The sequence below is a fragment of the Psychrobacter sp. Ps6 genome (genome assembly GCF_022129235.1).
Classification (GTDB): Bacteria; Pseudomonadota; Gammaproteobacteria; order Pseudomonadales; family Moraxellaceae; genus Psychrobacter.
The window spans coordinates 22,945-47,322 of the sequence record NZ_JADQAI010000010.1; the positions used below are offsets into that span (position 1 = coordinate 22,945).

Consider the following 24,378-nt stretch of genomic DNA (forward strand, 5'->3'; position numbering starts at 1 on the left):
ATCATTCGCCTTAATGATTGTCCATTTTATATTTTTATTTGATTCAATTCTTAGACAGGAAGCTCATATCAATGTTCAATAATCTAGCAAATGCCCTCCAAAACAATCATAGCGCAGAGTCCACTTGTGCCAATAGGCCGTGGCACGCGCCTGTTGATTTGCCAACCATGAGACGCGCTGAGCAACGAGTGATTAAGCAACTATTACAAGCATTACTCTATGAAAATATCATTGATTTTGACTCTCAAAATGTAAACAAAACTAATGATAGTGCTGATAATCAGACGCTGCTCACTTTTACTATCAAAGCGGGTGAGGATATCTGTTATACCGCACAAGGGTATATTCATTATAGCTTCGACATCATCCGTTTAAATGACACGAACGTGCAGCGGGTAGTTAATGGTGTTGCCCAAGACGCCATCCTCGAAAACATGATTAGTGATATTTTGCTTAATATTGAGCATGCAGCGCTCAAGGATGGCTTTATTACCGAGCTACGCCACACCTTAGTAAATGAAACACAATCTCAGGTGCTAACGTCTCATGAGCCGGTTTCTATTGAGACGCTCACGTATGATCAGCTCGAAGGCTATCTGACAGCAGGGCATCCTTATCATCCATGTTTTAAGTCTCGTATTGGTTTTGATATACAAGATAACTATGACTACGGGCCAGAATTTGGTCAAAACATTGAAGTGGTCTGGTTGGCTGTTAGGGCAGGGCTGCTTGTTAGCAATACCACGACTGATATTAATGCTAATGAATGGGTTGAGGATTATATAGGCACTGATAAGCTTGCTCTGCTCACTGCCAAGCTCAGAACAGCATTGGTCACTAAAGATGAGCTGGCTGATGATTATAGTCTGATACCTGTGCATCCTTGGCAATGGCAAAATACCCTAATTCAGGCGCTACAACCACTGATTGCTGCACAAGAAATTGTTTGTTTGGGCAGTACAGGCCATCAATACCATGCTCAGCAGTCTATTCGCTCGCTGACAATGCTTGATGATGACAATCGTCATGAAGGTATTAATAATAATAAAGCTTACTTAAAACTGAGCATGCATCTGATCAACACCTCAAGCACGCGACTGTTGGCCAAGCACACCGTGATGAATGCAGCTATTGTCACTACCTGGTTGAATCAGCTGATTGCAGAAGATAAGACCGCACAAGCCCTGCCCATCGCGTTTTTGGGTGAGACCGTTGGTGTCAGCTTAGATCATGAGGTGCTACGCACACGCGGCTATCAGCATCCAGATCTATACGGCGGAATGGCGGCTATCTGGCGACAAAACGTCAATCAATATCTAGCAGAAGGCCAAACAGCATTTCCGCTTAATGGAGTGAGTTTTATCAATGCAGATGGCTCACATCTTATCGCACCTTGGCTAGATAAATATGGCGTAGAGACATGGATTAAACAGCTGATTCAGGTTACTGTCACCCCTTTATTACATATCTTATTTGGTTATGGTATCGCATTAGAATGCCATGCCCAAAATATCGTCTTGGTACATGAAGCGGGCTACCCCATAAAAATCTTGTTAAAAGATTTACATGATGGGATTCGTTATTCGCCTAAGCACTTAACTCAGCCGCATTTGCGCCCAGATTTTTATAGTTTACCAGCAGCCCATGCTGCTTTGAATAGAGGGTCATTTATCGAGACAGAAGACACGGATGGCATCCGTGATATGGCGGTTGCCTGTCTATTTTTTGTGGCATTGTCAGATATTGCAATCTTTATGCAGACGCATTACCAGTATTCTGAGGTTGCGTTTTGGCAGCAGGTTGCTGATTGCGTGACCGACTATCAAGCATCTCATCCAGAGCATCAAGCGCGGTTTGACTTGTTTGATGTCTTTGCCAAGCAAACACGTATTGAGTCTTTGGCTAAGCGTCGCTTGTTTGGCGACAAAGCATTTCCGATTAAATATATCAATAATCCATTGTTCAAAAGTCGGGGGTGAAGTGATGCATACGTTATTTCCTGTGCAAACCCCTGTAAAAAATGGTCACATTGAGGCAAAAGACAAGCCAAACATAGAAGTCATCCAATGGGCGCTGATTAGTCATTTGGTAGAGTGTTTCCTATTAGAGCAGTGGGTAGAAGAACGCTATATCCAAGTGACAACCACCACTGAGTATTTAGCGACCTATAAAGTCTCTGAGGCGCAAAATATCCATCAGTTTTTAGCGTTATTACCGCAGCCATATCATCAGTTTTTTGAGCAAGACAGTCCGCTAATCGTAATGGAGGTTGACGATGACAGACAGTTACTACTGCTGGTAGAACCTGCGTACGTCTCACCGTGGCGACTGTCTAAATCTTGTTTCCCTATCCTTCATAACCTTGATAACAGTGCTATTAACAATAACGCTATTGGCAGCAATGCGCTAGTTAACAAGCCACTAGAATCAATCAGTACAGCGCAGCAGCTGTTAGAAATTTTCCTATCAATGATAGATAAGGCAATGCTATCTGATGAAGGTGTCGCAAAACTCAAAGAGAGCTTGGAATCCTCATTGATCGCTCAAAAAAACTCAGCCGCTGCCAATATATCAATGGCGGTTTGTCAGCGCCCATACTGGCATCAGACCCTGATTGCCGCAGAGCAATGGGCATCATTGATGGATCGTCCGTTTCATCCGCTAGCAAAAGGAAAGCTGGGCTTTACGTCAGCTGAGTATCGACGTTATCTGGCAGAGTTCAACCAACCGATGAAGCTGGTATGGGTTGCTATTGCCAAGAGCCATCTTATGGTGGCCGCGCATGTCATCGACTTGGCAGCACAGAACCCAGCGGCTTATTTTTTGGATGAAGGGCAACAGCAGCAGTTAACACAGGAGCTTACCGCAAAGCGTATTGCAGAGACGCACGTGGCGCTGCCGGTACATCCTTGGCAGATGACGCATGTGGTTGATGATATGTATGCTGATGAATTGGCTGATGGTACAGTAGTCATACTTGATTTTGAGGCACTGACTGCCTACGCCAGCTCATCCATGCGCAGTCTGCTGATTGACACAGATACGCCAAACAGTATCAAGTTGCCAATAGGGGTACATGCCCTAAACTCAAAGCGCTACTTACCCGTACTAAAGCTTATCAATGGTGAAAAAAACCAAGCCATACTGATGCAGGCAAGAGACATAGACGATACTTTAGCATCGCAGCTGCGGCTATGGGATGAGCGTCTGTGGTGGGGGTTTATGTCAACAACCCATTTGCATGATAAAAGCGCTATCAATCCCTATTTTTATCAAGAAAAGCCCACGCACTTGGGGGTGATGCTGCGTCAATTACCAACAGACTTGTGTGATGATAGAGTTCAGTTATTACCCATGGCAAGTTTAGGTATGGTGGTCTACAAGCAGGGTGTCAGTCATCATATTTTTGATGAAATCATTCAGGGTAGTAGTCAAAATAAGAGTGCAGCCAGTCATCCAGATCATTTGACAGCCAACAAAAAATCTTCGGTAATAAGAGTGTTTAGAGATCTCTGTGAGGTATTTTTGGGGACGATGCTACGCTGTCTACGTTTGGGGTTTGCGCCTGAGATGCATGGGCAAAATATAGTGCTCGTGTTAAAAAACCATCATTTTACCAGTCTATTACTGCGCGACCATGACTCAATCCGTGTTTATCTGCCCTGGCTGGCGCGTCATCAAATCCCAGATCCTCACTACCTCAGCCCACCAGAGTTCAAAAATCGTTTGTACCGAGAGACGCCGCAATCGCTGATATTCTACTTACAATCGTTAGGAGTGCTGGTCAACATTCGGGCGATCATTGAGTCACTGGTTGAGCATTACTCTATTAATGAAGAGGCGCTGTGGCATGCGGCAATGATCAGTATTGAAACCGCTTTGACAACGATCGATTTTGATGCCGATCAGCGTCAGATACTCCGTGATGAGTTACTCACCAACCCAGAGTATCCACACAAAACCTTGCTATTACCAGTTATCGCACGCGGCGCTGATCCGCATGGTAGTATGCCAGCTGGAGAGAGCAGAACAACAAATCCATTTATGCAGGTCAAAAAGCACCTCTAGTGAGAAATCCATGAATACTATAGACATTAATCATCTGATAAACACCTATAAAAACATTGGCAGCTCAACCATTGGTCATCTGACTGCAGCGGGATATTTGCCAGATATCAAAGCATTTAATCCTTGTAACAGCACGATAGCGGGCAAAGTATTGACAGTTCAGCTGATCTCTGACAATACCGATGTGATCAATCAAGCACTCATTCAAGCAAAACCGGGTGATGTGCTGTGTATTGATGCTCAGGTACTAGGGACAAAGTCATGTTGGGGAGCGCTGCGTACTTGTGCCGCCATTTATGAGAAGTTGGCTGCCGTGATTATTCTTGGGCAGGTTACCGACTCAGTACAGCTTCAGCAGCTAAAGTTTCCTATCTTTGCCAAAGGCATTAGTGCGCTCACCACATTCAAAAGCCCCCAGGCAGCAGGTACACTGGCAACTGACATTGATTATCGCTTTGGAGAGCAAGTTATTCCTATTTATTCAGGGGGCATTGCCATCATGGATAATGACGGCGTGTTTATCTTGCCTATTGCTATAGCACAGCAACTAGCCAAGAGATGTCAAAAAAAGCAGGGCGAAGATGACACTAAGTTTCAGCGGTTTATTGAGGCTTATCGCAATGATCAATTAGAGCAGTTATAGCTAATCTACTTTAAAAAAGGTACCTTGCTACTGGTATTCATTTTTCGCAGCCTCATGAACACCAGTAGCACCTGACAAAAAGTATGTCAGCTCTTGGTTGGATTGACTGTATTTAGCCGCTAGCAAGTGGCCATTATCTGAGCCAGTGACTTATTTATTGGGACGAAGAGGTCATCAGTAAAATAACAGATAGCCACTTATAAACAGCTATTTGTAAATACCTATAGAAATAAAAATCATTATCATTTAGAATGTCATTCACAAAGTTAGTACATACAGTATTATTTGCTAAATATAACGCATATCACTGCCTACTATCCAACTAAGTGAAATAACCTAAGTGAAGTAATTATGAAAAGCCACCACCACGTTGCTCTATCTCTCCTTACCCTTTGTATCAGTCAGCAGTTATACGCACAAACCAATGCCAATTCAGTACAAAGCGCATCAAATGTGCAGACCGTCGCTGCGGCGACCTCGAATGCAGCATCAAGCGATGTGCCTAGTGTGACCTTGGAGACTATCAAAGTCGCTGCCAATGCCAAAACAGGCACGGCGCTGGCACAAAAAATCAGTGAAATGCCCGCCGTCACGCAAGTGATTCGTGAGGCAGACATTCAGGCGCAGGCGACGGGCAATCGCACGGTCGGGGACATCTTAGCCCAGCTCGTGCCCAGCCTCGGCGTGAGTAGCGGCTCAGTCAGTAACTATGGCACGACCATGCACGGGCGTCCTGTACAGTATTTGCTAAACGGCGTGCCATTATCTGGCTCGCGCAGTCTGTCACGTGAGCTGAACAGCATCGACCCTGAACAAATCGAGCGCGTCGAAGTGCTCTCAGGCGCGACCAGTATCTATGGCGCGGGCGCAGCGGGCGGTCTGATTAATATCGTGACCAAATCGACGGCAGGCTATGGCTTGACAAGACAAACGCGCCTTGGCATCAACAGCAGCCGCGAGTTTGAATCCGACTCGCTCGGCTACCACGTGGGACAAAGCCTCGGCTACGGCGGTGAGCGCGTGTATGGTAATCTCGATGTGGACTACGAGACCACAGGCGGCAAGTTCGACAGTCATGGCGACCGTATCAGCCCCGATGCCAACCAAACCGACAACCAAGACACCGATACTATCAGCGTTAACGCCAACCTCGGCTTCGATATTAGCGACACCAAGACCATGAACCTTGCGGCGACCTATTATGACAGCGAGCAAGACACCAATTATGGCGTCGATTATGGAGATAATCTGTCTGTACTGCTAAAAGGTACCACACCGTCACTACGTGCTATCGATGGTGCTAAAATCGAAAACCAACCATACAATACCAAAAGCTCAGTCAACCTGAACTATAACGACAGCGACTTTTTGGGTTCAAACTTAAGTCTGACAGGCTATTACCGTGACGAAAAGGCACGCTTTTATCCGTCAGGGAAGCTTTTTAACAAACAAGCCCAAGAGGTATGGGTAAATAATGGCTTAACCGATGCAGATACCTTAGGCAAATTATTGGGTGCAGCGGCTGTGGTCACCCAGTCGGAGGCGGACATTGAGGTGATGGGACTGCGCGCCGCGATGCAGACCGAAACCGATGTCATGGGCAAAAACACCTTGTTCAGCTATGGCGCGGACTTTGAGCGCGAAAACAGCGAGCAGACCTATTATGGTCAAGATTTGGATACTTTCCAAACCAGTAATGGCCTTATCTCAAAAAGTAACGGCATCACCTACAACGGCGGGCCAAAAACCACCATTGATAAATGGGGCGCGTTTATCAACGCTGATGTGGATATGACCGATAAATGGCACACCAGCGCTGGTGTGCGCTATCAAAACATCAAATCGGATACGGATCGTTTTGTACCCATCTATGAGCAGTTGTTAGAAGACTACTTTGCCGATCCGCGTATCAACGGCGTTGCCAATGCCTATGGTATCGACTATCAAGCGGGCGATGTCGAGGCGGGCAGCAGCGAGCATGACAAGGTACTGTTTAACCTTGGCACCAGCTATCAGCTGACCGATGATGACCAAGTGTTTGCCAACTTCTCACAAGGCTTTACCACCGCAGACGTACAGCGCGCCTTACGTGACGTGCGTGCAGGCTATGTGGTCAACTCAGACAACATTCAGCCGATTTCTATCAATAACTACGAGCTGGGCTGGACAGGCACGCGCGGTGATACCAGCGCAAAAATCAGCGGCTTTTATAACGACTCGGACAAGACCGTACGCTTTACCAACGATTATACCGTTGAAGTTGTCGATACGGACGAGCGCATCTACGGTGCTGAAGCCTCGGTCACGCATGATTTGAACAAAGACTGGCAGTTTGGTGGCAGTCTGGCCTACACGCGCGGTCAATACAAAAGAGACGGCGACTGGCTGGAGCTGGACGCGGTGCGCCTAACGCCATTCAAAGGTACGGCATACGCGCAGTACAACTTTAGCGAAGACAGCAACATCCGCTTGCAAGCGCTGGCAGTGGGCGGTAGCGATAAGGCGTTTAAAGACCAACAAAACGATCCAGACGCGAGCGCACAGCCATTGACAGGCTATGCGACTTTTGACGTGCTTGGGCAAGTCAAACTGCCTGTCGGACGCATGGGCTATGGCGTGTACAACATTTTGAACAAAGACTATCAGAGCGTCTATCACCAAACGACCTTTAACGATTTAAACCGTCTGCCTGCCTCGGGTACGACTTATGGGTTGAGCTATACTGTCGATTACTAAAAAGCGCCACGCATTAAAAAATCCTTGAGGCTATGAAAAATTAGCGTGAAGGGTTTTTTAATGTTCATAACTCTCTAAATCATTCATTTGCTCCAAGAGTATTTGCTAGCGTTTCCAACTTTACGCTTTATCAGATGTAAAATTCTTCTTTAGTATTTTATGATTGACTTATAACGTATCAATGCTAATCTAAGCATTCTTTGGGGAGTAGCCTGCTTTCGTATTGCGAAAGCGTTCGTATCAACATACTTGGCCACATGCCATGGTACGAACACCTCTCGGTTGGCGAGACCATCGATATATCTACACTGCAGGTCGGGGGTGTGGCTATGTCGTGGACTCTATACTCGACCAGAGAAAATCACATGAATCCTATCGCACTTCTACTACTTGCTTTTTCTATGTCTACGGATGCCTTTTCTGTGGCAATCAGTAAAGGAGCAATTCTTAAAAACCCTCGTTTTACCGAAGCTTTGAGAATGGGCGTTATTTTTGGCACCATTGAAGCGATCACGCCGATTATTGGTTGGTTAATTGGTCATTCTGCTACAACCTTTATAGATACGTCTTTTATTGAGGCATGGGATCATTGGGTCGCGTTTGTCATACTTCTTGCGCTCGGTCTGCACATGCTATATGAGGGATTGAAGCCAAGTGATGAAACGGCAGAAGCGCCGTCGAAACATTCTTTTTTCAAACTTGCTTTGACTGCATTTGGTACCAGCATTGATGCCATGGCTGTTGGTGTAAGCCTAGCATTTGTAAAGGTCAATATTTTACTGGCGGCAGGTCTGATTGGTCTAGCGACTACGATAATGGTCACGCTAGGGGTGATGTTAGGAAAAGTGTTGGGCTCATTAATTGGTCATAAGGCGGAAGTATTTGGTGGTGTCATGCTGATGCTCATCGGTGCATGGATTTTATTTAGTCATCTTTAGTCACTCGATAGATATTAGCTACTTGATAAATGAAAGCCCATCTATATCAATAGTTGGGCTTTTTTCTGTCTACAATCAGCACATAACACCATAACTCTTGCTAAATGACCGGAACATCTCAGCACTACAAAAATTGTTAATCATCAATAGGATAACCATGGTAAAGATAAAAATGCCAATGCCCCACATAGGCAAAGTGAGCATCCAATTCGTCAAATTTTGGTTACCACAATGGCTACAGTTCCAATCAGAACGTTTTAGGCTAGTATCACATTTCGGACATCTTTTATGATTAATAAACAATTTAGCCTCCCTTACAAATATATACTTTTATAAGAGTATATATCCGCCATACCGATTGGGCAATTGTTTATCAGGATAATCGTATATTGTCAGTGATTGGATAAAAATCTCTAAAACCATACATATTTAAAAATATTTTGTTACATATTGTTAAATATCAGCCGATGCTATGTATAATGCAGCACTAGTACAGTTTTCATTCATATGCCCTTAAGAAGAAGATTTTATCATGTCAAATAAGCGTCCCTTATATATTCCCGTTGCTGGCCCTGCTCTTTTGGAGACCCCTTTGCTCAATAAAGGCAGTGCTTTCTCAGCAGAAGAGCGCAATAGCTTTAATTTAACTGGGTTACTACCGCATAATATTGAGACGATTGAAGAGCAATCATTGCGTGCTTATCATCAGCTGCGCTCATTCACGAGTGATATGGACAAGCATATCTATTTGCGTAATATTCAAGACACCAATGAAACCTTGTTTTATCATTTGATTGAGCAGCACATCGAAGAAATCATGCCGCTCATATATACCCCGACAGTTGGTCAAGCGTGTGAAAAATTCTCGCAAATCTATCGCCGTAAACGGGGGTTATTTATCTCATATGCTGAGCGCCATCAAATCGATGATATATTGCAAAACGCTACCAAACAAAACGTCAAAGTGATCGTTGTCACTGATGGCGAACGTATATTAGGACTAGGCGACCAAGGAATTGGCGGCATGGGTATTCCAATTGGTAAATTGTCTTTATACACGGCGTGCGGTGGTATTAGCCCAGCGTATTGCTTACCAATTTTGTTAGATGTTGGCACCAATAATCAACAGCTCCTTGACGATCCTATGTATATGGGCTGGAGAAACCCACGTATTTCTGGTGATGAGTATAATGAATTTGTGGATTTATTCATTCAAGCCGTTAAGCGCCGTTGGCCAGAAGCATTATTGCAGTTTGAAGATTTTGCACAGGAGAATGCCACCCCATTATTGAATAAATATCGTGACCAGTTATGCTGTTTCAATGATGATATTCAAGGGACGGCTGCGGTATCGGTCGGTACTTTGATTGCTGCCTGCTTGAATAAAGGTCAAAAACTGAGCGAGCAAAAAATCGCATTTTTAGGAGCAGGCTCGGCAGGTTGTGGTATCGCCGAACATATTGTTCGCCAAATGCAGCGTGAAGGATTGACTGAAGCGCAAGCACGTAGCCAAGTATTTATGGTTGATCGTTATGGTCTATTGACTGATAACATGACAGAGCTGCAAAAGTTCCAAGTACCATTAGTACAAAAAGAATCCGCTATCGCACACTGGGATAAAAGTAACAAGCTGGGCTTAGCGCAAGTGGTTAAACAAGCAGAAGTCACCGTATTGTTTGGTGTCAGTGGCCAAAAAGGTCTGTTTACCCAAGAAGTCATCGAAGCGTTATGCGCCAATACGGAACATCCAATTGTATTACCGTTGTCAAACCCAACATCTCGTGTAGAGGCAACCCCGCAAGAAGTGATGAACTGGAGTCGTGGCAAAGCCATTATTGCAACAGGTAGTCCTTTTCCTCCTACGACCTACAATGGCCAGACTTTTGAAGTGTCTCAGTGTAATAACAGCTATATATTCCCAGGTATCGGTCTTGGCGTTCTGGCGGCTCAGGCGACAAGTATTAGTGATAATATGCTAATGGCGGCAAGCCAGGCTCTTGCAGATATCTCTATGGAGTACGAAAAAGTACCAGGTGCTATACTACCGCCAATCAAAGTGATCAGAGAGATTAGTGAAAAAATAGCCTATGCCGTAGCAGTGCAAGCGGTTGAAGATAAGCTGGCACTACCTGATACTGCGGAGAACTTACAACGCCGAATAGAGGCAAACTTTTGGTTACCTGAATACCGTCACTATCGCCGTACTTCTTTTTAATATAGAAAAGATATAAAAAAAGCCCAACACTGCGATAGAGGTAGTGTTGGGCTTTTTTGTGTGAGCAAGCAGATGAGGCTTATGCTCGCAGAGATGCAAGAAAATTAGAAGGATATCGATAGTATACTGGCAGATTATGAGTAGAGGAATTAAGTAACTCAATCAAAACTGTCAGACAATAAAAAACCCTTACAAGCCAATGCCTGTAAGGGTTTGAATTTGGTGGGCCCAGTATCAATCACATAAATATGTTAAATTGTTGATTTAATTAATTTTATATAAGAATATTTTTTCTTATACCAACGGTTATACCAACAATTGAATCGAATTATAGATCGATTTTCCAGCCAATATTACAGTATGTTTGGTCTTAAAATTAATTGTTATTTATTGTTAGATATAAGTAATATGCTAATTGAAGAATATAAATTATTCTAACGCTACCTTAACATCATTCAGATAATATGTGGGGAAGGAAAATGCTAAGAAGTCATGTATATATTCTTACCCCATAGTGGTAGGTAGTGAGTAAAATATTGTCTATTCTAGTGAGAATTTAATATTCCAACGACCAGCTTCCTTATATTCACCTTTAGCATTCAATTTAAAATATCGGTTCTTATCAGCATCTGAGGTTAGCTGATAGGTTACACCACATTGCGAGTTTAAGCATTGCGCGATAAAGGTACGATTGGTTGCTCTTGGTTCAAATGTGGATAGTTGATGACATAAAGGGCAGTGCTTCAAAACTGCTACTTCTTGATTTTTTTCTAGCAGACTCGCTTTATCTGTATGACGCAAGTAGCTTTCAATTTCTTTTTTACTATTAATAGATAACTCATTTATTAATTGATAGCTACTGGCGTTCTTATAGATACTATTAGTCTCTGCTAGACTTTGTAGAGCACGACTGGAGATTTTATTAAATGGTAGGTCACTGGCATATCCTGTTAATATGTCAACGTATAGCCATTCTAGCAGTCGAGTAATAAGGCGCTCGGTAGCCATAAAATTAAGTGGATTAGCTAGTATCGCATTGTTTGTGACAGGCTTATTCTCTGATAGGTCAATCTTTGACTCTAAAAGATGAATAACGATCAGATGGGGATTACTTTTTATATCATGATTTAAGGTATCATCAATTTGATTGGCGATGGAAATAATATTTAATAGGTTTTTCGAATATGTATGAGTCAAACGCCAGTTATGTGTTTGTTGATCGACTTCAACAGTTACTTGCCAGTTAAGTTCATCGTTTGCTAGAAGTATACTACCAGTAGTTTTTTTAATAGTATTAAAATTCAACTCTTCGAGTGCCCTTAATAAAATTAACAAAGCATATTGATTGTACTCTTCTTGGAACTGGCGCTTTTTTTCCAACGCTTTAATTAAATCTTTCACTTCTTGAGACTGTTTATTGAGTTTTGTCCATAAAATACCCACATGTCTATAGTGTTGGTCATGCATCAAGATATTTGTCTTGTGCAACTGGTTTGAAATATTCTTATGGGCTTGAGGGATTTTTAGGTAGAGTCCAAAACTTTGTAATCTAGTTATGTTATCTTGCAATGCTAAGTTTTTTTCACTAATTGTCATTAGCTCTTTGCGTTTTTCGGCGGATTTTTCATCACTGAGATTGCTTGCCCATAAACTACAAAGAAGGCTGGTTAGTTTGTAATAGCTTTCATGCGCTTTATCAAGTTGTAGGGCATCATCAATATTATTGATTTGTTCCTCTAGTTCTCTAAGTCGTTGTTGTAAAAATAGCATGACCCTATCGAGTAGTCTTGAAAAAACTTTATTTTCATATATAGAGTAGTTATCGTCACTAATTTTAGCTAAAAGTTTTCTAGGATACACGCCTGCTAAAGTACGCCTTTGCCAAGTCTCGGAATGCACAGCTAAATAACGATGAGCTTTATTAGATATCTTCTTTGCTCGGCTAACATCAATTAACTCTTCATCGTAACGAATATCAAGTCTAGGCTGGTAGGCTATTTGATGTAAATGACCTGTTTCCAATACGTCGAACAAAGATTGTTCAAAATCGTTCAATTTAGCAGTGTCCTCGAACACTTTCTCAGGCACAAGTGGGCTAGGTAGAGGAGTCAATTCATCCTCTGCTAGCCATAATGCCAATTGTAAGGCTATATGTTCAATTGAACGACTCATTGTACTTGTTATCGCTGGATCTAGGCATAGTACAGAATCTGCGTCATCTATCACAAAGTGCCCTGTACTATCACAGAAAAGAATAGTATAAGCATCTACTTCAAAACGTCGATTGTAAGTAAATGGGCGAGTATTCACATATCTTTGTGGAATTACAGAAGTACTTATAGGTAATGTGGATAATGAGACGATATCGCCTGTAATTCTATCAAGCATATATTAGACTCCATTTAACCTTTCTATATCCTGCTCTAAAAGATAACTACTCTCTTCAGGAACACCCGATAAATCTAAGGTCTCCCATATTCGTAGTAAGCTATCGTTGATATCTTCAATCTTATCAGAACGTGTATCATATCGACCACAGACTTTACCAATACGGAATACTTTAGTAGCTAACAAATGGTCAAGTGCTTCTGCCATCGTGCCACCGCAAGCCATATAGACAGGAATAAACTTACGAGCTTGGTTTTGCAAGCGATTACCCCAGCTAACTTTAATTTTAAGTAGGTTTTTTTGCAATTCGCTCTCTAATAACAACTCGAATATATCATCGACATCTGACTGATATTTTGTAATAGCTTGTTCAAAACGTTCTATCAAACTGCTATAGGAGTATTGAGTATTGTCCACCGTATTATCGAAAGTAAGTTTCTCACTTCTGTGTATTTCCATAACGTGGGCTCTATCATAGGTTTTGTCAGCAAACTCTTTGGTTGTTTCATCGTGGTTTGCAGTGCCTATAAACCATACATTTTTAGGTATCTCTAAGGTCCGACCATTTTTAAATAGCAAGGGTGCATCATGATGTGAGCTATCTAATAAGTTTATTTTTGCGATATCAGATGTTTCTAGTAGAGACAAAAAGTCAGCAAAATACTGTTCAGGTTGGGATAAGTTCATTTCATCTAATAAAATTATTTGTAGAGTATTCTGAAATCGCGGTTGTTGAGCACGGTATAAAGCTTGTAATGCTTCTTTGGCATAGAATTTTTTCTCAAACGCGTTGTAGTGGCCTAATAAATCTTCTCTATCACGCCAGCCTGCTTGTACTCGAATCACCTCGCAATAAAGTTCATTATCATTATCGGGTGGGTTATTAATCGCTTTTGCAAAGGCACGAGCTAAGCTGGTCTTCCCTGTACCAGAGATACCTTGCAAAATATGTAGCTTGCTCATTGACAGTCCAGCAATAAATAGCCGTATGTCTTTATTAGTGTAATAAAGCCCTTGATTGGCAATGCGGGCACGCATAAGGTTTGAGAATTCCTCTAAGCTTGGCACGGCTTGCAAGCCACTTGCTAGATTACTGAATTTTTCATCCATGTCACTAAGTAGCGCAAATGGCAGTGCGCCTTTTTGAGCATCTTCTAAGTCATCAATTTGACTTTTTAATTGTTCAATACTAATATTCAAAACTCTTTTATGTTCTTCTAATATTCGTTTTTCTTGTAGCAAATTTTGACGTTCAAGTGCGCTTAATCGAGTGTTATTAAGTTCACTCTGAGCCTCGGCATAGCGTGCTTTTAAGTCTTCTAACTGACTTAGTGTGTCATCTAATCTTTCTTCTAATCTTTCATTATCTTCTATTAAGCCATCTTCATAACGTTCACTTAGTTCATGCTTAAGCTCTCTATTCTTCTGTCTAAGTCGGTTTAGTTCTTCTTGAACGTTATTGATACCATCGTTGTTTAGTTGGCGCTTTAAATCTTCAAATTGAGCATTTTCTTGTGCCATTCTATCTATCTCATTGATTGCCTTTGCTTTACTCTCTATAAGCGCTTTATTTTCAGCGGTTAATTGAGTTATTTTTGCTTCAAACTTCCGATGAATATGACTTTTTAGCACATTGTTTTGAATGTCTAACTGTGCTTTTGTTTCTTCTAATTCAGTTTGTGCCAGTTTAAGTGCACTCTCCTGTTCGACTAAATCCAACTTTTGCTTTTGTAAGGCTTTATTGTCATTTTCCTTTCTGGCGTGTAATGCTTTTAATAAATCCTGTTCTAAATTATTGGCTCTAATGGTTAATTCTTCTTCTTTTAATACGATTTGTTGTTCACGTTCACTAAGCTGGACATCTTTATTATAAATATCTTTTAATCGTTGCTCTATTTGAGCCAGAGATGTTTTTTGTAGTTCACTTAGTTCTTTATTTTTGACTTGTAGCGCTTCTTGTTTTTGACTCGCAAAACCCAATTCAGCATTAATTTGTTGCTCTTCTAAAACAGATAACTGCTTTTGAAGCTCAAGCTGTTCTTTTTTTAACCCCTTCTTTTCTTCTAGTAACTGCTGGCGCGCCTTATCAAGCTCTGTTTGCCCTTGAGCTATTGATGCATTATCTTCGTCAAGTTTGGTCTTTTGACGGTATAGATCGCTCTTTTGTTGTTCTAGAGCTTCAATCTCTTCATTTAGAAGAGTGTTTTTACTTTGGTATTCAGCCGAGTCTTGCTTGTATTGCTGTTCAGCTGCAGTATAAGACTCTAGGTCAGCTAGCATTTTCTCTCTAAGCTCACTATCCTTTTCCAATAACATTTCTTGTTCTTTATCGACAATCGAACCTGTAACACTTTTTAGAAGCTCTGATATTTTTGTAACCTCTTTATTTGCACTAGGGCTAGGAATTTCAGACTTTACATGGTTATTTTTTCTGTTCTTTCTTGCCATAGTGCTATGCCTTATCAGTTAATTGGTTTAAGTAATTTTGAACCCATTGAGTTGTAAATTTTGCCAGATCGAGCGCTGTACTTTGGGTAATATCAGTCTTTGGCCCGTCATGCGAGCTTTCATTACGGTAATCACATATTTGACTTAAAAATAGCAAGTCAGCATCTAAATCATCGGTAAGTAGCAATGGGTGATTAGAGTAATCAGCAATTGCTAGAATATTTGCCGTTATAATAGGCTTTAAAGAGCTATAGATAGTGGGGTATTTACCCGTTGAAAAACCTATAGCTGACTGTACCGCTCTAACATTACAAGTAGAGAAAGGTTCTAGACTCTCATCTAGAGCTCTGTTATTTGCTCGTAAAATTAGGGCTTGCAATAAGAATTTTTTATCTGAGGAGTAGGGCAGTATCTTATTATGTTGATGTGGGTAAGTGGTCAAAACATGTTTAAAGCAAGCTTCTAATGACTTTTGAGATTGCAATAATAAGTCATCGATATCTGCGCTATAGTTATGTTCTTCGAGATGTTTTTGTCTGCGCAATAGTTTAGCGAGATGCATATCGAGATTATCAATCTCATTAACATTTGGATATGACGATAATATTTCAAAACGCATTTCTTCTTGTAAATGCGCCTCAAACTCTTCAATGCTTTGTTTGTCAGACTGATCAAGCCCCATAAATCGTTTAACTTTACTTGCAAAGGGTTTGTTACCCTGTGCTATGCTGTCATGTAAGTGGATAATCCAGTCATCAGATTGAGTAATATGTAATGGGTCTTGAAGCTGAGAGAAATGCTTTGTATCTATACTGTGCTGTAGATGAGTAAGGATAAAGTATGGTGTGGGTTGCTTGCTGGCAATATCAAAGTTACCAAGATTGATATTAGAAGTGGCAGTTTTTTTTGAGTCATTACTACGGTTACGTAATCTACCACTGGCTACGGCTCTTTTATATAGTTCAAGTGCTTGCCTAAACTCATTCTTAGTTGGTTTGGTAAAACGATATTTTTGAGAGGTATTTACGATAAAAGGTTCAATGTTTTGTCCTGTGTTTCGATCCGCTTTGATAGTAACGCTATGGTCGTTCTTAACAACATCTAAGTAATTTAGCTTATGTGCGACAACACGAGGCCAAAGATGACCGTCAATAGCATCTTGGATAATATAACCCAGTTGTGTCTTATAAGAGGGCGTAGCTGTTTTATCTAGTGCCTGCCAGCCCAATGGTGTAAGATTTATAATGCCCTTGTCACTATTCACGTAACCACGATTAAAAAGTTCATTTATGATAATATCAACAAGTTCAGCATCAATATTTAGCCATTGACTCATTTGCATGCGATCACGCTTGTTATACTTTAACAGCTCAAGAATGGTACGTTGAAAAAAGTTGAAGTTATCTTCTTTGTCCGCGATGGGGGTTATTACTTCCCACAGCCAGACTGGAAGAAATGCCATGTTATGTCTATCATTGGTATTTAGATCCTTCATATCGCTATTGCTATAGAAAGATAGGTAATTATCAGAAAATTTGTCCATAATCACCTCGACATAGTTGGCTCATAGCTGTTAAAGATGGAATGTGTTGTTCTGTTAATGGATGCTCAGCTAACATTAAGTCACCTGCGATAATAATCAAACTTCTTTGTCGACTAAAAGCCACGTTAAGGCGATTATCTACACGCAAAAAGCCATAGAGCGAATTGAGTTGAGGTTCAGTCATCTCATAGCCCCTATTTTTTGTTACGGTTTTTAAGTCATTAGGTAGCGTGCGTACAAGTGACAATAACACCACATCAAACTCTTTACCTTGAAATGAATCTACTGTACCCACTCGCAAACGCTCATCACCTATATGACTGCCTTTAGTCAGTTGTTGATAGTCAGGATGTACTTCGTTGTTTAGAATCAAATCAAGCTTTTGCATTTCTTGCATTAGAGCGCTTCTTTGATCTCCATAAAAGGTGATCACACCGACACTTATTTCTGGATTTTCATCTAGAATGCGTTTTGTCTCTTGGGAAATCCAAATAGCTTCATTCATATTTCTTCTCTTATTACCTTTTTGAGTACCTTCAATATGTTGCCAGTGACATACCATGCCTTCGTATCCAGATATGTCATGAATAAAGTCAGTAGTGGGTCTACCTGACTTAAGCTTAGATAGCCCATGATTTTCGTAAAAATTTTTGCTAATAAAATCTCCAAGCACTGGATGCATACGGAATTGCTCATCAAGCATTACTACTCGTTTTGGTTGCCCGTCCTCTTTCTCTAGCTGGGTTAAGTTCTTTACCATTCTTTGAAATAAGCTGTCGCGTAGCATTTCGCTTTGCAAGCTGTCCCAGTCATCTTCTTCTACCATTTGGGTTTCCACGGCATCATCAAGCATATGCGGCAGTTGTCTATGATCTCCTACCAATACAATCCGTCTATTTGCCATAGCCATTGGTATCATAAGATCTAATGGTGTGGCACGTGCAGCCTCATCCACAATGACATTTTCAAAGTTAATGTTGGAATCTTGGCTAAGTTGAGTTAAGCGTCTCATGTCTTGGCTGGCTGATTTTTGACAAGTGGCCGCATAGACAGAGGTATAGTGGGCGATTGTTTCGTCTACTTTGTTATCATCAGTAGCGACTGTTTCACGAAATTGCTTTAAAGCCAAAAGATACCCTAATGTATGCGACTCGCTAATTTTTTTAGTCATTTGAGTATCAAGTTCATCTAACCTATCGCAATCACTAGCAGTTAGTATGCTTTGTATATTCAATGGTCTAAAGTCAGGTAAGCTCTTATCTAATAAAGTATCTTTCAGTTGCTGTAATGGTATTAGATCAGCGTCTGAAGGAGGGGGGATTTGCATATGACCAAAGTTATCTAATATTTGAAGTTTATCTTCTGATATGAGCTGAGTGTCTGGATTATCATTTTGTAATAATGTTAAGTAGGCGCTTAACTCCGCGCAACGTTGGATTCCATCATCGGCAAAACTTGAAGCAGAGGTTCGAAGTGCCCAAATATTAGGTATACAGTTTTGTAATAATGAAGGAGAAAAGTAAGACTGCTCTAACGTAAAGCCTTCCCACCATAAGCGCCAATCATGAGACGGTACAATATGATAATACGTATTAAAGTCTGTCAAGATTCGGTTGATCTCTATTTTACTGCGCTCTTTTATATCTCTAGCACCCAAACGCAAGTTTAGGGTTGCATGCTTTAATGAATCGAGTAATGTTAACGCATAACAATCGTCTATCTCTTGAGTTAAAACATCCTGTGTAGAATTACGCCATTTTTGGATAGGCAGATTGACGTCTTTTTGTCCTACGTTGTCTTGATACTTACTACCAACACGTAGACCAGGTAAGCCTAATACCTGTGTTCGGCTATTGGCGTTATCAACTGCATCATGTTGATAGCTGGTTAACAGGATGGAACGTTGAACTGGCGTATCATCCTTTGCTTTTTCTTCTACGATTCGCTGTTGAATAGCAGCGATGACTTGAGTCTTTCCTGTACCAGGTGGTCCGATAATAACAGTAACATCAGTACTGTTTAAAGCCGTTTCAATGGCTTGTTGCTGTCTGCGAGTAGGTGGGCCCGCTTTAAATAGAGTTTTTACCTGTGGACTATGCCATCTTAATTTGCGAGACTTTTTGATAGTGGGTACAGCAATACCTTGCATTAAATAGTCTAAACTTGGCATTGGATTATGATGATGACTAATTTGCTCTAAGGCTAGAACCTGACGTTGGCGTTGAACTTGAGTTGAATAAATTGATAAAAATAGAAAGCTATTACCGTGTTTATCGACAGGTTTTTTTTTCTCACGAAATCCTGTGTATTTAATAGTCAAGTATCCTGAATCACTGTCAATATCAACGATTTCACATTTCCAAGGTTCTTCTAGAGCTTTCTTGTGGTCAGCTTTACTGCTATTCCCAGGGCTGCTGTTACTTAGCCACTCTGGCAATGTCGATGCTATCTGAAATACATGGTTTTCTTTATCATTACTTTGAATACTTGCCTGTAATGCTTCGGCAAATTTTTTTAATTGCTCTTTGTTTACACTAAGACGAGACAAATTTTGTTGCTCTAAAATTTTGTCATCTAGTATTTTTAAATAGTTAAATTTTTGCGCATTTATGACAACTTTTTGCCATTGTAGATCACTATATTTTTGCCATACTTTGATATAGTTACCATGGGTGTTTTTACTATCTTTGAGCGCAGTTTTATAATGAGGCTGATTGAGCTTTTGCGCCTGAGAGTTATCAAAGAAAACAATATTACCCTGTATCGCGCTTAATTCAATATTATCACTATGTGGATTAAATGGTCTGATTCTTTGTATATTCCATTGGTTATTTGATACTTTAATATCAAGGATATGTGCTTTACCTACTAGACTTAAAGTATCATCAGTAGAATTTTGATTTAGGAAGGTTATAAATAGTGCTGTAGTATAAGAATGAGAAGTCTCTACAAATGATACATTCTCAGTGATTAGAAAGTTCTCTTCTAACCATACTATAGCTAAATTGACGTCATTATCTCCAATATGTTTTTGGTTTTTGAGTTGCTCAACGATGTATTCACTGATACCAAGATTAAAATTTTCCCCGTCTACTCGAACTATTTCATCTTTAAGGGGTGTTGCCATTAGCCAAAGTGCATCGGTCTCTTGTTTGACTAATGACCACAATAGATTGTGCTGTTGAATATATAGTTTAGCATGAACAGCTGTCTTATCAGCAGACTGTATATTCTCTAGGGTAGTTACTGTGCCACCTTGAGCTAAGTACAGAGATTCGCCTTCTACCCATACGTTTACTGGTTTTTCCTCTATCAATCTGACGCTATCATCAATGAGGGTTGCTTCAAACAACTCACTGGAGTTGATTCTAAGTTCAAATAAGTTCATTTATATCTACCAGATAAAACGCCAAAAAAAGTATGAAGTATTGTCAGTACTGCTAGAGGAAGATGATATTTTCAGTGCATAAAAATCATTTCGTTTAATTGCTATTTTCAGTAAACGAGTCTTCTTAATATCTACTGTTTTATTATCTTTTAGCCTGATAATTGTAATAGTTTCATTATTTTTTGGTGTTATATGAAGGCCGTCATCAGTGAGCTTGAGTTCACACCAAGGTGATAGTTTTGTTAAGTCAAAGCGGCTGTAAGGTTCGGTATACAGATATTTGTCATAATTCAAGCTAATGATTGAAGTATTATGACAGTCTATATCTTGACTACTAGTATCGTCTATTTGTTCAGTCGTATAAAAGAACTGTGATATGGATAAGGAGTATGGTTCGTTAGACTCACCACAAAAAAAGCATTGCCTATCATTATTAGCGACAAAACTACTCTGAAAATGCTCACCTTGACAGGGCTGATGTTGACAGTACATTAGTATCTGAAGCGTTTTATTTAGTTCGTGGTGCCATTCATTCATACTAGGCCTAAGGTATAGGCCACTACGTAGTCTACTATCAGCAAAACAACGTTTAAACAGTTCAAATAGGTCATCATTAATTAATTCATTCAGTGGCATACCTGCGCCATTGTGCTCATTACTATCATCTTCTGGATCAAATATCCAAGCGTAAGCTCCTTGTTCAACTTGCTCATCGACCACATCGGAATCTTCATCATCATAAGCATCTTCCACACCGATACCTTCATTATATGGATGATTATGAGCAAGTAGTTGCTGTGCTATGACAGCAAAAGCCCAACAGTCTGTCCAAGAACTGTTTTCTGACTCATTTCTTAGGACTTCTGGAGCGCCATAGCCAGGCGTGTAGTAAGAAGCAGCGTGCGAACTTTCCTGCGTTTTGATATTGTCAGCATCTATCAGCCACACCTCATTATGATCATAAGATGTAGACACATAGATATTGTCTGGTGATAAGTCGCCATAACACAAGCCTTTGCCATGAAGCTGGGCTAACGTTTGGGCTAGTTGTATTAATAATTTTATCCGTCTGGCTAATCCACCAGTGTCACGATAAGCGTCTGCCATGCTAACGTTGATAGAACTATCTTGAATACGCTTTATTTGCTGAGTAAGCGATTCGAGGTTATCCATTAACTCCATGACATAGCCGACACGATTTTTTAATTTAAGTACGGCTATAGGTAGAGCGATATTTAAATCTCGTATGGGCCTACGTACCACCCATTGTATTTTTGCAAATTCTTGATGTCTTTTGACGTCACTATCTATAGGGTTGGTTATTTTTACAATCAGATTATGATGATTGGTAGTGAATACTTGACCTTGCCCGCCTTGCCCAAGTTTGCTTGTTAATTCGTAGACGGTGCCATGAGTATCTTTAACTTCCTTATTCTTTTGTGCTACTGCCATGTTGTTTTTTCCAAATAATTACCCCAATACTTTTATCATCACTATGATGAGGGGTTTGCCAATTATTGAGCTCATTAATTAGGTATTTCTTACCTTGACGAGGGCTAATAGCTATGAATTTACCAGACAGAAAATCTAAAAATTGTTGAGGCTTATCTATATCATCACTAATTCCATCTGTCATTAATGTAATTGTGGCACCAAAATCTAATTGAATTTCTCGGTAAGTCCAATCTTGCCAACGTATTGAATATCCTAAAGCAGTTGTTTCATTACCAAACATATTGTCAGATTTTTCATGATTAACGCCGAAAGTATCTGTCATATAGTAAATAGCACCGTCACCTAGCTGAAAAAGCCTTACTTTCCCTGAGGAGTCTCCCCAAGCAAACAGGCATGTTGTGGCGGCATCTTTAGGAGAGGTACGAGGAAGATAATCTTTCAAGTACATTAGCCATTGCTGGTATATTCTTTTTACTACACTTTTTTCAGGCTCATTGAAATTGGTCTCACGTAAGGTAGTACACACTGCTTTACACGCAAGATATGAGCCAAGGGAGGCATAAGGACGAGAACCCATACCATCACAAACGACTACTAACCAATGAGCACGCCAAACACGCTTCAAAATAGCATCTTGATTACGTTTAGATTCACGATGGTTTTTTGGCCCTCGAACAGTAGCTATAGATATATTTACATTCACTAGTCGAAATCACTTAGGTCAAGCTCATCGTCTGTGGATATATCATTAAAATCTATCTTATTAATTTGATTTGGCTTTGTGCTACGAGATCGTAAAGTGACGCTCATGCTAACTGCTCTAAAAAATCTAGAAATGTCTTTAGCATCATGTGCTTTGAACACCGGCGTTTCAAGGTCATTAATAAATTGTTTTAACATATGTATATTAGCATCTGCTCCAATACCCATTGCCATTCTTACGGCTTTGCTGGCACGTTCAGATTCTTGTAATTCGACAAAGGGTTGTTCCCAATTATCTGTAGGGTTGCCATCAGACACCAATACTAGAGTAGGCTTGTATGCTCGACTTGGTATGAGCTCTTTGTCTTCTAACAATTCTTTTGCCATTGTCATTGCACTACCCATGGGAGTACCGCCACTTGCTACTAAGTCTTGCATACCTGATATTTCATCAGCTGAAGTTAGAGGTAATATCATCGAAGCATTCTCTCCCCCAAATGCGATGATAGCGACTTGGATAACTGCATTGAGATGGCTTTCTTTGCCAAACGATATCAGCATGTCTTTAAGTGCTAAATTCAGAGCTTCCATTTTTCCATCTATACTCATACTACCGCTAGTATCTGCCAAAATAATAACTGGTAGAGGACGTGGCTTAGCAGCTGCGAATTCGCGCATTGCCATAATTATTTCCTTACATTAGACGAGATTTATTGCACTATCCTACTGTCTAATCTTACAGAGGTAAAGCAGTTTATTAAGACTTTCTCGAGCAAATATTTTTAAATGTTATTGTCAACTTGTACATAAACTAGAATGGTTTTAGCTATGAAACCCTGACTGTCACAGAGCCAACAGACAAATCTTATGATTAGCAATTTGTAGTGCAAGCTTTATATAAACAGGCTTAGATGAATTATCGATATAGTATGTTCACATTTTGGTAGGTAATCAGTTTATCTATAAATGCTATCTGTAGACCCGTAATATTGTAGGTAACGGCATCTAGTAATACTTAACTCATAGATGTAAATTAATTCTGTAAAATCTCATTACTTCAAACCCCGATATTAATAGCGTCACCTAAGAAAAATAAATTTCATACTCCAGCCCTCTACACTATATAGATAAACCCCAATATCAGACACGCCACCTGAGTATTTGTTGTAAGGCTGTAATTCCCTCTAAGCTATATGATAAAAGGCGTAAAAGTAATTTATTGTGTAGGACTATTTTAACTGCTTGTTTCTTTATTCTATTAAAGTTAATAATGCAATACCCTAAAAATCGCCGATATCCTCACCTAAGAAGCAGATCGTATCTAATTTATAATAATGAATAAAGGTTTAAAATTGAGTCGAAATATATGTAATGTACATTCATATTGCTCATAAAATGATAAGCGATGTTAAGTGAATCGCCTGGACAATATGAAAGTGTATTTTACCTGAGCAGCCAGCAACGCCTAACCAATTAAGATTGTTATGATATTGCTTTTTAAACTCAAAAGATAATATATAGCCAATTGTAATACTCTGTCTATCATGACTGCAGAGTTTCAGGTACGCACCAGCCTTAGAGTCAACGGTTTGAAAGTTGACCACGTAGAAAGATAATCAGCTCATTTGCTACACGTATTCAAGGTTTCAATCTATAACGCAATTTGAATAATGTGGAAAAGACCTAGTGGTTTATTGATAAAGCGTTATACCAGGGTATAATGACAAACAATTTTAGGGCCATTAACTTACAAAGATGATTGACACAACTTCTTCATTATTCAATGAGAGCTTATAGTTATGACTACAAAAGAAAATCAACAAAAATTTGGCTTTAAATTCGGGCAAAATGGTG

General features: G+C 40.2%; 13 protein-coding genes and 1 riboswitch. Of the genes, 6 read left to right on the forward strand and 7 right to left on the reverse strand.

The window, feature by feature from the left end:
* Positions 1 to 71: 71 nt before the first annotated feature.
* The 6 genes from I3255_RS11380 (at position 72) to I3255_RS11405 (ending at position 10,600) form a co-directional block, all read left to right on the forward strand.
* Positions 72 to 1,979, forward strand: a complete 1,908-nt coding sequence (locus tag I3255_RS11380; protein WP_238038921.1) for an IucA/IucC family protein — start codon at positions 72 to 74, stop codon at positions 1,977 to 1,979.
* Positions 1,980 to 1,983: 4 nt separating this feature from the next.
* Positions 1,984 to 4,068: an IucA/IucC family protein gene (locus I3255_RS11385; RefSeq protein WP_238038922.1), complete on the forward strand. Its 2,085-nt coding sequence runs from the start codon at positions 1,984 to 1,986 to the stop codon at positions 4,066 to 4,068.
* Positions 4,069 to 4,078: 10 nt separating this feature from the next.
* Positions 4,079 to 4,711: an RraA family protein gene (locus tag I3255_RS11390; protein ID WP_238038923.1), complete on the forward strand. Its 633-nt coding sequence runs from the start codon at positions 4,079 to 4,081 to the stop codon at positions 4,709 to 4,711.
* Between the two features lie 351 nt (positions 4,712 to 5,062).
* Positions 5,063 to 7,447 (forward strand): TonB-dependent receptor, encoded by a 2,385-nt coding sequence (locus I3255_RS11395; RefSeq protein ID WP_238038924.1) that lies wholly within the window; start codon positions 5,063 to 5,065, stop codon positions 7,445 to 7,447.
* 190 nt (positions 7,448 to 7,637) lie between these two features.
* Positions 7,638 to 7,805: riboswitch (yybP-ykoY riboswitch) on the forward strand.
* A 7-nt stretch (positions 7,806 to 7,812) separates the two neighbouring features.
* Entirely contained in the window at positions 7,813 to 8,385 is a 573-nt protein-coding gene (locus tag I3255_RS11400; protein ID WP_238038925.1) for a manganese efflux pump MntP family protein, read from the forward strand.
* Between the two features lie 529 nt (positions 8,386 to 8,914).
* Positions 8,915 to 10,600, forward strand: a complete 1,686-nt coding sequence (locus I3255_RS11405) for an NAD-dependent malic enzyme (RefSeq protein WP_346268625.1) — start codon at positions 8,915 to 8,917, stop codon at positions 10,598 to 10,600.
* A 540-nt stretch (positions 10,601 to 11,140) separates the two neighbouring features.
* On the opposite strand, the gene I3255_RS11410 is transcribed toward I3255_RS11405, so the two are convergent.
* The 7 genes from I3255_RS11410 to I3255_RS11440 are packed head-to-tail and all read right to left on the reverse strand — an operon-like array spanning position 11,141 to position 23,208.
* Positions 11,141 to 12,988: a hypothetical protein gene (locus tag I3255_RS11410; RefSeq protein WP_238038927.1), complete on the reverse strand. Its 1,848-nt coding sequence runs from the start codon at positions 12,986 to 12,988 to the stop codon at positions 11,141 to 11,143.
* A 3-nt stretch (positions 12,989 to 12,991) separates the two neighbouring features.
* Positions 12,992 to 15,436: an AAA family ATPase gene (locus I3255_RS11415; RefSeq protein ID WP_238038928.1), complete on the reverse strand. Its 2,445-nt coding sequence runs from the start codon at positions 15,434 to 15,436 to the stop codon at positions 12,992 to 12,994.
* 4 nt (positions 15,437 to 15,440) lie between these two features.
* Entirely contained in the window at positions 15,441 to 16,979 is a 1,539-nt protein-coding gene (locus tag I3255_RS11420) for a hypothetical protein (protein ID WP_238038929.1), read from the reverse strand.
* A complete protein-coding gene (locus tag I3255_RS11425; protein ID WP_238038930.1) occupies positions 16,963 to 20,367 on the reverse strand; it encodes an AAA domain-containing protein in 3,405 nt (1,134 codons plus the stop codon). The genes I3255_RS11420 and I3255_RS11425 overlap by 17 nt, the downstream gene beginning before the upstream one ends.
* 6 nt (positions 20,368 to 20,373) lie before the next feature.
* Positions 20,374 to 21,819 carry a protein kinase gene (locus tag I3255_RS11430; RefSeq protein ID WP_238038931.1) on the reverse strand — a complete coding sequence of 482 codons (1,446 nt, stop codon included), beginning with the start codon at positions 21,817 to 21,819 and terminating at the stop codon, positions 20,374 to 20,376.
* Positions 21,797 to 22,525: a PP2C family serine/threonine-protein phosphatase gene (locus I3255_RS11435; RefSeq protein ID WP_201593638.1), complete on the reverse strand. Its 729-nt coding sequence runs from the start codon at positions 22,523 to 22,525 to the stop codon at positions 21,797 to 21,799. The genes I3255_RS11430 and I3255_RS11435 overlap by 23 nt, the downstream gene beginning before the upstream one ends.
* Positions 22,525 to 23,208 carry a VWA domain-containing protein gene (locus I3255_RS11440; RefSeq protein WP_201593639.1) on the reverse strand — a complete coding sequence of 228 codons (684 nt, stop codon included), beginning with the start codon at positions 23,206 to 23,208 and terminating at the stop codon, positions 22,525 to 22,527. The genes I3255_RS11435 and I3255_RS11440 overlap by 1 nt, the downstream gene beginning before the upstream one ends.
* Between the last annotated feature and the right edge of the window lie 1,170 nt (positions 23,209 to 24,378).